This is a genomic window from Pseudotabrizicola sp. L79 (genome assembly GCF_036553525.1).
Classification (GTDB): domain Bacteria; phylum Pseudomonadota; class Alphaproteobacteria; order Rhodobacterales; family Rhodobacteraceae; genus Pseudotabrizicola.
Genome location: NZ_JAZHDA010000045.1, coordinates 21216 through 33076, shown reverse-complemented (window position 1 = coordinate 33076; position 11861 = coordinate 21216). Strand labels below are relative to the sequence as shown.

The window sequence follows — 11861 nt, the reverse complement described above, 5'->3', positions numbered from 1 at the left end:
GGGGGGCCGGGGGGCTGGCCCCCCGGTCTTTCGGGTCAAGCTGGTGCAAGGGTTGGTCATTCGGCGGCGATCCCTTCCATCCGGTCTTCCAGTTCATCCGCAGCCTGTTGCAGCGCGGCCAAGGTGTCCGCGTCGGGTTGCCAATAGTTGCGGTCAGAGGCTTCCAGCAGTTTCTGGGCCATGCGGTTGCTGGCCTCGGGGTTCAGCCCGGCCAGCCGTTTGCGCATGGCGTCATCCAGCACAAAGGTTTCGGACAGGCGCTGATAGACCCAAGGCTCGACATGGCCCGTGGTGGCGGACCAGCCCAAGGTATTGGTCACATGGGCCTCGATCTGGCGCACGCCTTCGGCGCCGTGTTTCAGCAGCCCTTCATAGAATTTCGGATTCAGGCTGCGCGACCGGGTTTCCAGCGCGATCTGGTCTTTCAAGCTGCGCACCGTGCCGCCGCCGCGGGTCTGATCGCCGATATAAACCGGCGTATCCTGCCCGCCGCGCGCGCGTTTGACGGCCCGGGCAATGCCGCCCAGTGTGTCAAAGTAATGGTCCACCGAAGTGACGCCCAATTCGACCGACTCAAGGTTCTGATAGGCCAGATCCACGTCTTTCAGCGCCTTTTGCAGCAGCGCAGCGTTCTTGATGGGTTTGCCGTTGCGGCCATAGGCAAAGCTTTTGCGCGACTCGTAGGCATCGGCCAGTTCGTCTTCCTGCCCAAAGGCCGAAGAGCCGACCAGCACATTCACATTCGACCCATAGGCGCCTTCGGCATTGGAAAACACGCGCAAGGACGCTGTTTCCAGATCGACGCCCATCTCTTGGGAATAGGCCAGCGCATGGGCGCGGATAAAGTTTTGCGACAGCGGCTCGTCTTCGGCACTGGCGGCCTTCCATGCGGCCTCGGCCAGCATGCGGGTTTGCAGCGGCAACAGATCGCGGAAGATGCCTGACAGCGTCATCACCACATCAATGCGCGGCCGGCCCAGTTCGGCCAGGGGGATCAGGTCGGCCCCGCACAGCCGGCCGTAATGGTCGAACCGGGGCCGCGCGCCGATCAGGGCCAGCGCCTGTGCAATCGGCCCGCCATCGGATTTGATGTTGTCTGACCCCCACAGCACCAGCGCCACGCAATGGGGCAGGCTGGCATGGGCATCAAGCAGTCGCTTGGCCTGGGCCGCGCCGTCTTGCAAGGCAAAGGCGGTTGGCATGCGGAACGGATCAAAGGCATGAATGTTGCGCCCCGTTGGCAAGATCTCGGGGCTGCGGATCAGATCGCCACCGGGCACCGGCGCGATGAACTTGCCCGACAGGGCGCGCAACAGGGCCGGGATCTCGGCATCTTCTTGCAGCAGGGCATCCGCGCGGGCGCGGTCGGCATCGGGGGGCAGCAGCGCAAGCAACTGGGCCCGGGCCGCGGGCGCATAGGGGCGGCCTACGACATGCAGGCCATCGGTGATCAGGGCGCCTTCGGTTTCCAGCAGTTTCAGCCACAGGCTGTTCAGATCATCGGTTTCCAGATCCACAGCCTTGGCTTGATCCGCGATCAACCCGGCCAGATCCACCGCTTCGGGCGCATCAGGGGGCAGGGCGCGCAGGCGGGTCAGGCTGTCTTTCAGATCGACCAGCCCCTTATACAGGCCCGATTGCGCCAAGGGCGGGGTCAGGTGGGTGATGGTGATGGCATTGGACCGGCGCTTGGCCAGCGTCGCCTCTGAGGGGTTGTTGGCGGCGTAAAGATAGACATTGGGCATCTCGCCAATCAGTCGATCGGGCCAATCCTGCGCGCCAAGGCCGGTTTGCTTGCCCGGCATGAATTCCAGCGCCCCATGCATTCCGAAATGCAGCAGCACATCGGCGGCAAAGGTATTGCGCAGCCACTGGTAGAACTGCACGAAGGCATGGGTGGGGGCAAAGCCGCGTTCAAACAGCAGGCGCATCGGATCGCCCTCATAGCCGAACAGGGGCTGCAACCCGACAAAGACATTGCCAAACTGCTGGCCCAGCACAAAGACGCCGCGCCCGTCACTTTGCACGCGCCCCGGGGCCGGGCCCCAGACGGCCTCTACCTCTTGCAGGTTTGGCGTGTGCTGCACAATCTGTTCGGCCGTAACGAGGGCCGCCACATTGGCAGGCTGACCATAGGTTGCGGCATTGCCCTTCAGAACCGCGGCCCGCAAATCGTCCACCGTTTTGGGCACGGTGACGGTATACCCGTCATCTCTCAGGGCAGTCAGGGTGTTGTGCAGGCTTTCAAACACACTCAGATAGGCTGCCGTTCCCGCCGCCCCGGCATTGGGCGGAAAGCCGAACAGAACCACCCCCACCTTCTTGTCGGCATTGGCCGTGCGACGCAGGCGCACCATGCGGGCGGTCTTTTCGGCCAAAGAGGTGATGCGTTCATGGCAAGGTGCCATAGCCTTGGAGTCGGCCTTGGGCTGGCACTTGTGGGCGCATCCCTGGCAACCCTCTTGCCCGTGGCGGCCGGCAAAGACCGTGGGGTTGGTGGCGCCATCGATTTCGGGCAGGGCCACCAGCATCGTGGTTTCCACCGGGCCAAGCCCGGTGCCCGAGGCCGCCCATTGGCCCAAGGTCTGAAACTCCAGCGGATGGGCCGCGATATAGGGCACGTTCAGCGCCCTCAGGGCGGCCACGGCAGCCGGGCTGTCGTTATAGGCGGGCCCGCCCACCATCGAAAACCCCGAAAGCGACACCAGCGCGTCAATCTTTGGGCCCGTGGCATCGTGGAAGTAGGCATCGACCGCCGGGCGGGCATCAAGGCCCCCGGCAAAGGCCGGAATGACGGCAAGCCCCTGTGCCTCCAGCGCCGCGATCACGGCATCATAATGCGCGAAATCCGATGCCAGAATATAGGATCGCAGCAGCATCAGCCCGACTGTGCCCCTGGCCTGCGGCGGGCGGGGCAGATCGGCCAGCGTGGTGGTGATGCGCTGGGGCAGGGCCGGGTGATACAGCCCGACATCGGGGTAATCAATGGGGGCCTTGGCGGGCGCCCCTTTCCACCCGGCGCGCGGCGCATAGCGCCCGATCAGAAAGCGGATCATCTGTTCGATATTGTCGTCAGACCCGCCCAGCCAATATTGCATCGACAAGAACCAGGCCCGCAGGTCTTGGGCCTTGCCGGGAATGAACCGCAAGATCTTGGGCAGACGGCGCAGCATCGCCATCTGGTCCTTGCCCGAGCCGGATTTCTCTTTCGCAGGCTTCAGCTTTTTCAGCATCGCCATGGCCCCGCTGGCGGGCTTGGACATATCCAGATCGCCCATCCGCGTCAGCTTGACCACCGAAGGATCGGCGATCAGCCCGACAAAGGCATCGACCCGCGCCCGAGCGGCGGTCAGTTCGGGCAGAATGGCGGTCAGATGCTCTTCGATGAACAATAGATTGGCCACCACGATATCGGCCGTGGCCACCGCAGCCTTGGCCGCAGCCAGGGCGGCCGGGTTTTCGGCCCATTCTGCGGCGGCATGGATCGAGATTTCGATGCCCGGAAAATCCTTGGCCAGGCGCGGGGTGACGCGCGTGGCGGGGCCTGCCGCATGGGCATCCAGCGTGATGACCACAAACCGATACACCCCGTCGGCCTTGGCGGGCGCTGTCATGTCGGGCGATGGAAACCGATCATCGCGCATAATGGGCCTTTGCCTCGTAAAGGGTTTCGACCGAAATGGCGGCAACGCCCTTGTCGGTTGCATAAAGCTCGGTGTTGCGCTTGGCCTTGCCGCGCACAAAGAACGGGATCTTTTTCAACTCACGCTCGGCCTCGGGCAGCCAATGCACTGCGCCCGAGGGCAGCACGACCGGCACTTGTGCCACGGGTGTCGGCGTTTCCGGGTCCAGCGGCGTGGCCTTGGCGCCGTGATGGCTGGGCCCGGCGGCATCGTGAAATTCAAAATCTTCGCGGAACATCGTCAGCAGATGTTCCTCCAGCCCCATGACCAGCGGATGCACCCAAGTGTCAAAGATCACATTCGCGCCCTCGAACCCCATTTGCGGGGAATAGCGGGCGGGGAAGTCCTGCACATGGACGGGCGAGGAGATGACAGCGCAGGGAATGCCCAGACGCTTGCCGATATGGCGCTCCATCTGGGTGCCCAGGATCAGTTCGGGCGCGGCCTCGGCGATGGCGGCCTCGACCTCCAGATGGTCATCGGTGATCAGCGGTGTGACGCCGTAAAGGGCGGCGGCGGTGCGCAGGGCGCGGGCCTGTTCGCGGTTATAGCAGCCCATGCCGACGACGGTAAAACCGATCTCGGTGGCGGCGATGCGGGCTGCGGCGATCACATGGGTGGCGTCGCCGAACAGGAAAACGCGCTTTCCGGTCAGATAGGTGCTGTCAACCGAGGCCGACCACCACGGCAGGCGCAGGCCCGTTTCGTCAACCTGTGCGCAAAGCCCGGTGATCTGGGCCACTTCGCGCAGAAAATCACGGGTTGCGGCCACGCCGATGGGCACGGTCTTGGTATAGGGCTGGCCGCAGGCACGCTCCAGATACCGGGCGGCGCTTTCGCCGGTTTCGGGGTAAAGCAGCACGTTGAAATGGGCCTGCCCCAAGCGGCGCAGATCATCCGGGCTGGCCCCCAGCGGCGCGCAGACATTGACCGCAATGCCCATCTGGCCCAACAGCTTGGTGATCTCGGCCACATCGTCGCGGTGGCGAAAGCCCAGAGCCGTGGCCCCCAGCAGGTTGCAGGTGATGGCTTGGGTTCGTGGCATCGGCACCGCCAGCGCACGCACCAGCGCATGCAGCGTTTCATCTGCGCCAAAGCATTCCTTGCGACTGTAAGACGGCAGATCCAGCGCAATCACCGGGCAATCAAGGCCAATTGCCTGTGCCAGCCCGCCCGGATCATCCTGGATCAGTTCTGCCGTGCAAGACGCACCGACGATCATCGCCTGTGGTTGAAACCGGGCATGGGCGGCCTGAGCTGCCGATTTGAACAGGCTGGCCGTATCGGCCCCCAGATCGCTGGCCTGAAAGGTGGTAAATGTGACGGGCGGGCGGTGGTCGCGCCGTTCGATCATGGTGAACAGAAGATCGGCATAGGTGTCGCCCTGCGGCGCATGCAACACCAGATGCAGGCCCTTCATCGCCGTGGCCACGCGCATGGCCCCCACATGGGGCGGGCCTTCATATGTCCACAGGGTCAGTTTCATGCTGCGGCCCCCCCGCCAGCCAGCAGGGCCTTGCGGCGCAGCGGGCGGCTGAACAGCCCGGCCAGATCACCGGCCTGTTCGTAGAAATGCACCGGGGTGAACACCAGTTCGATGGCCCATTTCGTGGTATGGCCCTGCGCCTCTAGCGGGTTGGCAAGGCCAAGGCCGCAAACCGTCAGATCGGGGGCAAGGGCTGCGTGGCGATCAAGTTGCAGATCCACATCCTGGCCTTCGGAAATCACCGGCCCTTCGGGCAGCAAGGCCAGATCCGGCGCGCTTAGGGCGCGGTGCAAATAGGGGGTGCCAACCTCAAGCGGGCGCATGCCGCATTCGCGGGCCAAAAACCGGGCGAGGGGGATTTCAAGCTGGCTGTCGGGGAACAGAAACAGGCTTTTGCCCGACAGGGTGGCGGCATGGGCGGCCACGGCCTTGCGGGCCCGGGCGCGTGGCGCGGCGGTTGCCGCATCAAATTGCGCCGCCGAGACGCCAAAGGCATCGGCCACGGCTTGCAGCCACAGCGTTGTGCCCTCTTCGCCAAAGGGAAAGGGCGCCTCGATCCGCTGCGCCCCGCGCCCCGCAAGGGCGGCCGAGGTGTCGGCCAGAAAGGGTTGGGTCAGGATATAGCGGGTGTTCTGGCCCACGGCGGGCATGTCTGCGGCGCGACGCGCCGGCAGCATCCGCACCGGGCCAACACCCATGGCCGCCAAAAGTGCCAGGCACTGATCTTCAACCACATCCGGCAAGGCCCCGACCACCAGCAACTCCTTTGCCTCGGTCGTCGGCAGGCTGGGCACCATCGCGGCAAGGCAGGCGTCCTCGCCTTGGGTAAAGGTCGTCTCGATGCCCGAGCCAGAGTAGTTATACACCCGCACATGCGGCGCATGGATGGTATTCAGCAGCTCTGCCGCACGGGCCAGATCCAGCTTGATCACTTCGGACGGGCAAGACCCGACCAGAAACAACTGGCGAATATCGGGGCGACGAGTCAGCAAGCGCTCTACCTCGCGCAACAGCTCGGTATTGGCATCGGCCAGACCGGCCAGATCTTTTTCTTCCAGAATGGCGGTGCCGAAACGTGGTTCGGCAAAGATCATCACCCCCGCCGCCGATTGCAGCAGATGCGCGCAGGTGCGGCTGCCCACCACCAGAAAGAACGCGTCTTGCATCTTGCGGTGCAGCCAGATGATACCGGTCAGCCCGCAAAACACCTCGCGCTGGCCACGCTGCTTTAGAACGGGGGGCGAGGTGCAGCCGGTGGCGGGGTGATCGAGGCTCATGCCGGAACCCCCAGATCGGTGCGGGCCATATCAAGCCGCGCCTGACGCAGTTTCCACAAGAACTGGCCCGCATTCACCACATAGGTGGCATAGGCCGCCAGTGCCAGAATCATCAGCCCGGTCGGGGCCAGGTTGCCCGCCCAAAGCGCCCCAAGATAGGCGATATGCAGGGCGATGACGGCAAAGGAAAACACATCTTCCCAGAAGAAGGCGGGGGCGAAAAGGTATTGGCCAAAGACCACTTTTTCCCAGATGGCACCGGTGACCATGATCACGAACAAAAAGCCCGTCTTCACCAGAATGGACAAGGTGGCCAAAGTGTAACCTTGGCCTGTCACCAGAAAGCGCAGCACCAACCCAAGGGACACGGCAAAGGCCAGAAATTGCAGCGGCGCAAGGATGCCTTGCACAACTGTCCACCCTGACGCATCGCGGCGTGCCCGCTCTGCCGGGGTATACAGCGCCTTGCGTGTTGATTTTGCAGAAGGATGCGGCATGGCGGTGCGGGCTTTGCTTTAGGAGCGATGGGTTTGACGTTAGACGTCGGGGCGAAAGTGTCAATATAAACTTACACATTGACGCGCGCTTTCTGCTGGCCGATTCGGGGTTTGATCGCCTGTTGCGCCTGGTTCCGCATATGAAAAATGGCGTAATTTCAGGTATATGCCCGACGATTTCCAATTAAATCCGATCAAGTGTCAATTTTCCTAGACATTTTTGGCAAGTCGGGGTGTGATGTGTATAGGGGAGTCTGACCCTTTTCAGTCTCGGCTGTGCGTGCTAGGGATGGCCCGGTGCTCACCGCTCTTGCCATGGTGCTAAGATGCGTGACGACGGAAGCATAACCAGAAACGACCGCGACGCTTTGCGTGGACATTTCGGGCTTGCTTTCGAGGTGATTGGGCGTCTTGCCGCGCGGCGCAGCGAAGGAGTCGGGCATCTGAAGCAGGTATTGCTTAGTCGGTTGGTCGAAGCCACCAGGGCGAAGGAGGACGCATCGCTTGCCGCGTTGCTGGGCCAGTTCCGCGCGGCGCGCATCGCACCCGAGCAGATCATAGATTTCTACATTCCTGAGGCAGCACGGTCTTTGGGTGAGGCATGGCTGAACGATACGGCCAGCTTTGCCGATGTGACGGTGGGCATGACGCGGCTGCATGAATTGTTGCATCTGGTGCAGGATGGCCTGATCGCCGAGGCCGCCAACCGCCACAGCACCGCCGCCGTTCTGATGATCGTGCCGCCGGCAGAGCAGCACACCTTGGGCATCATGGTTGCGGCCTCGATGTTTCGGCGCAGGGGGGTGTCGGTGGGCATGAAATTCTCGCCGGGGTTGTCAGACCTGACGGTCTTGCTGGCAGAGAAACGCTTTGATGCCGCCTTGATCACATTGGGAAGCCGCGACAGGCTTGAAATGTGTGCAAAACTGGTAAAGACCCTTAAACAGATGACGAAAGGGACTTTGAAAGTTGCTGTCGGGGGGGCAGTGGCCGAAACATGTCGCGAAGCGCTTGTGGGCGCGGGAGCAGATTTGGTAACGAACGACATATCGATGGTCGTGACAGAATTCGGGCTTTGACAAAGGGCCCTGCGCGAAATGCGACGGGTGCGTTCTGTATACGCACCGATGAAAGGTTTGGCTGTGACTTCAGATGGGCGATTTTTGCTAAGAAGGGGGACCTTGCCAGAGGTTCCTCCTGACGTGCTGGTCGATATCGTGACGTCGTCTTGTGATGTTGCCTTGGTTGTCTCACGCGAACATGTTGTGGAAACGGTTTTGGTCAACCCCCAGATGGGAATTGGCGCAAAAGTCGCACATTGGCAGGGGGCCCGACTGGCCGATCTGCTGGCCCCGGAAAGCTGGTCAAAGCTTGAGTCCCGGCTGGCCGGGACCGAGCTTGACACGCATCGGCCCATGGTTGTCGAGCTGACCCATGCGGATGATTCCAATTTCCAGTTCCCGATCAGCTATGCCATCACCCGCACCAGTGCCGATGGCTCGATCCTGATGTGTGGCCGCGACCAGCGCCCCCTGGCCGAGTTGCAGCAGCAACTGGTCAAGGCGCATCTGTCGCTTGAGCGTGATTACGAGGCGCAGCGAGAGCTTGAAACGCGCTATCGCGTGTTGATGGAACTGTATCCGACGCCTGTGATGATCATTTCAATGTCCAGCGGCAAGATCGTGGACGTGAATGCCGCAACGGCGGAATTGATCGGCCTGTCACGGTCTGATCTGATCGACGCCCCCCTGGCGCAAGAGTTTGAGGGCCGTCGCCGGGGCGAATTGCTGGACAGCCTGGCCAATCTTTCGGGCGCCGAGACCAGCGGCAGTCTGGAACTGACCGTCAAGCGCAACAAGCGCAAGGTGTCGGTCAGCAGCACCATTTTCCGCGCGGCGGGCGACCGTCTGTTGCTTTGCCGGATCGCGCTTGGCGAAACCGGGAAAGCGCAGGTCAGCGATCTGTCTGACATGATGGAACGCCTGTTCTACAAAGGCATTGATGCCGTGGTCTTTCTGGATGGCGATGGCGCGATCAAGACGGCCAATGACGCCTTTCTGAACCTGACCGACAGCAGCAGCCTTGCCATGGTGCAGGGCCGCTCTTTCGCCGAGTTTCTGGCCCGGGGCAGCATCGATTTGCGGGTGCTGATTGATAACGTGCGCCGCGTGGGCCACTTGCGGCATTTCGCAACCCGCCTGAACACCGATTATTCGGGCCAGGTGGCGGTTGAGTTGTCGGCCACCTGGTTCGGTGACCGCGCCAGCCCCTGCATCGGACTGGTGATCCGCGATTCCAGCGTGGCCGAAGCCACACGCTGGCCCGCAGATGTGGCCGGGAACGAAGGTCTGAAAAACGTGATGCAGCTTGTGGGCTATTCCACCCTGCGCGACATAGTGGCGGAAACCACCGAGATCATTGAAAAGATGTGCATCGAAACCGCGCTTGAGCTGACCGGGAACAACCGGGTTGCGGCGGCCGAGTTGCTAAGCCTGTCGCGGCAGTCGCTGTATGTCAAACTGCGCAAATTCGGGTTGCTGAGCAAGGAAGTGGACTGACCCCACGACCTGTTCGGCGCGATAGACAATGGCTGGGCCTTGGCCCGGCCATTTGCGTTAAGGGGGGCGTTGCATGGGTGTGTAAGCTGTAAATTGCGCCAAGACTGTCAACATAAGTTTACATTTTTCTTGCCCGACTCTGGTTTGTTCTGTTTACTTGCGCCATGAGCGCCCTTGACCTTCTTCCCCCCCGAACCTTGCCCGAACCGCGTGCCTTGCTGCGGTTGATCAAACCCGTCACCTGGTTTCCCCCGGTCTGGGCCTATCTGTGCGGGGCGGTGTCGTCGGGTGTGCCAATCTGGGAAAATGCGGCCATCGTCGGGCTGGGCATGGTGCTGGCAGGCCCCGTCGTCTGCGGCATGAGTCAGGCCGCGAATGACTGGTGCGATCGCCATGTCGATGCGGTGAACGAACCTGACCGCCCCATCCCGTCGGGCCGGGTGCCGGGCCGTTGGGGCCTGTGGGTTGCGCTGGCCATGACGGCGCTTGCCCTTGGGGTGGGGGCGCTGCTGGGGCCCTGGGGCCTTGGGGCAACGGTTGTTGGGGTGCTGGCGGCCTGGGCCTATTCGGCAGAGCCTGTCAGGCTGAAGCGGTCGGGCTGGTGGGGGCCGGGGCTGGTGGGCCTGTCTTACGAAGGCTTGCCGTGGTTTACCGGCGCGGCGGTCTTGTTGGCCGGGCCCCCCGGTTTTGAAAATATCGCGATTGCGGCGCTCTATGCCTTTGGCGCGCATGGGATCATGACGCTGAATGATTTCAAAGCGCTAGAGGGTGACCGCCTGCATGGTGTGCGGTCTTTGCCGGTGGTTCTGGGCCCCGAGGTGGCGGCGCGCATTGCCTGCACCGTGATGGTGTTGGCGCAGCTTCTGATCGTGGCGCTGCTGCTGATCTGGGGCAAGCCGGTGCATGGGCTGGCGGTGCTGGCCTTGGTTGTGGCGCAGGGGCTAGCCATGCGGGTCTTGATGAAAGACCCCAAGGCCAAGGCGCCGTGGTATAACGGCACGGGCGTCGTCTTCTATGTCAGCGGCATGATGATTGCGGCCTTTGCGCTGCGGGGGATGGCATGATGCTGGGCTGGGGGCAGATCTTTCGGCTGGGGCTGGTGCAACTGTGCCTTGGGTCGATCGTCGTGCTGACGACCAGCACGTTGAACCGGTTGATGGCGGTAGAGCTGGCGCTGCCGGCGGTGTTGCCGGGTGCCTTGGTTGCGCTGCATTACGGCATTCAGATCAGCCGCCCGGCCTGGGGTTACCGGTCAGATACCCAAGGCAATCGCAGTGTGTTCATCATCGGCGGCATGGCTGGGCTGGCCCTGGGGGCCTTTCTGGCCTCTTGCGCGCTGACGCTGATGGCGGGGCAGTTTTGGGCCGGGCTGGCGCTGTCGATCTTGGCCTATGCGCTGATCGGGGTGGGCGTTGGCGCATCGGGCACGTCGCTTTTGGCGCTGATTGCCACGGCAACCGCGCCAAGGCGGCGGGCAGCGGCAGCCACGATCACCTGGTTGATGATGATCTTTGGCATTGCCGTGACAGCGGGGGTGGTGGGCAGCCTGCTGCAACCCTATCGGCCCGAGCGTCTTTTGCTGATCGTGGCCTGTCTGGGCGCGGGGGCCGTGGTGCTGACCACGCTTGCCATCTGGGGTGTCGAGCGGCGGGTGATTGTCGTGCCAGCCGACGCCGCCCCCCGGCACCAGCGCCTTGCCTTGGCCCCCGCCTTGGCAGAGGTTTGGGCCGAGCGGCGCGCGCGGGACTTCACCATCTTCATCTTCCTGTCGATGGTGGCCTATTTCTTGCAAGAACTGATCCTTGAGCCCTATGCGGGGCTGGTCTTTGGCTTCAACCCCGGCCAATCCACCCAATTGTCTGGTGCGCAGAATGGCGGCGTGTTTCTGGGCATGTTGGTGGTGGGGGCGGCGCTGTCTTGGCTGGGCCTTGGCACCTTGCGCGCCTGGGTCGTGACGGGCTGTGTCGGATCTGCGGCGGCCTTGGTGGCCATCACGCAACTGGGCCTGCTGGGCCTTGATCTGCTGGTGCCCGCGGTGGTGGCCTTGGGCTTTTTCAACGGTGTTTTTGCGGTGGCGGCCATTGGGGCCATGATGGCACTGGCGGGCGAGGGGCGATTAGCGCGTGAGGGCACGCGCATGGGCCTTTGGGGGGCCGCGCAGGCCCTGGCCGCCGGCTTTGGCGGGTTGCTGGGGGCGGCCGCGGCCGATCTGTTCCGGCTGTTCCTGCCCGATGCCACGGCCTTTGGCGTGGTCTTTCTGGCCGAAGCCCTGCTGTTTTTGGGTGCCGCCGCTATGGCGATGCAAGTTGTTGTCAGCCGCCCTGCGCCGTTGGGTGCCGCGGCCACAGGGGGGAAATGAC

At 63.0% G+C, this 11861-nt stretch carries 8 protein-coding genes; 4 read left to right on the top strand and 4 right to left on the bottom strand.

Annotated elements, in window-relative coordinates; translation table 11 throughout:
* Window positions 1-56: 56 nt before the first annotated feature.
* The 4 genes from V3C85_RS06025 to bchF are packed head-to-tail and all read right to left on the bottom strand — an operon-like array spanning window position 57 to window position 6943.
* Window positions 57-3644, bottom strand: coding sequence for a magnesium chelatase subunit H (locus V3C85_RS06025; protein WP_445941984.1), 3588 nt, complete (start codon window positions 3642-3644; stop codon window positions 57-59).
* Entirely contained in the window at window positions 3634-5169 is a 1536-nt protein-coding gene (bchB, locus tag V3C85_RS06020; RefSeq protein WP_331794190.1) for a ferredoxin:protochlorophyllide reductase (ATP-dependent) subunit B, read from the bottom strand. Before bchB ends, V3C85_RS06025 begins: the two co-directional genes overlap by 11 nt.
* A complete protein-coding gene (locus V3C85_RS06015; RefSeq protein ID WP_331794189.1) occupies window positions 5166-6446 on the bottom strand; it encodes a ferredoxin:protochlorophyllide reductase (ATP-dependent) subunit N in 1281 nt (426 codons plus the stop codon). The genes bchB and V3C85_RS06015 overlap by 4 nt, the downstream gene beginning before the upstream one ends.
* Window positions 6443-6943 (bottom strand): 2-vinyl bacteriochlorophyllide hydratase, encoded by a 501-nt coding sequence (gene bchF / locus V3C85_RS06010; RefSeq protein ID WP_331794188.1) that lies wholly within the window; start codon window positions 6941-6943, stop codon window positions 6443-6445. Before bchF ends, V3C85_RS06015 begins: the two co-directional genes overlap by 4 nt.
* A gap of 326 nt (window positions 6944-7269) precedes the next feature.
* On the opposite strand from bchF, the gene V3C85_RS06005 reads away from it, so the two are divergent.
* The 4 genes from V3C85_RS06005 to V3C85_RS05990 all read left to right on the top strand — a co-directional run bounded on the left by V3C85_RS06005 (window position 7270) and on the right by V3C85_RS05990 (window position 11860).
* Window positions 7270-8022, top strand: a complete 753-nt coding sequence (locus V3C85_RS06005) for a cobalamin-dependent protein (RefSeq protein WP_331794187.1) — start codon at window positions 7270-7272, stop codon at window positions 8020-8022.
* Between the two features lie 102 nt (window positions 8023-8124).
* Window positions 8125-9501 carry a transcriptional regulator PpsR gene (gene ppsR / locus V3C85_RS06000; RefSeq protein WP_331794186.1) on the top strand — a complete coding sequence of 459 codons (1377 nt, stop codon included), beginning with the start codon at window positions 8125-8127 and terminating at the stop codon, window positions 9499-9501.
* Between the two features lie 164 nt (window positions 9502-9665).
* Window positions 9666-10565 carry a chlorophyll synthase ChlG gene (gene chlG / locus V3C85_RS05995; protein WP_331794185.1) on the top strand — a complete coding sequence of 300 codons (900 nt, stop codon included), beginning with the start codon at window positions 9666-9668 and terminating at the stop codon, window positions 10563-10565.
* A complete protein-coding gene (locus tag V3C85_RS05990; protein WP_331794184.1) occupies window positions 10562-11860 on the top strand; it encodes a BCD family MFS transporter in 1299 nt (432 codons plus the stop codon). Before chlG ends, V3C85_RS05990 begins: the two co-directional genes overlap by 4 nt.
* Window position 11861: the final 1 nt, after the last annotated feature.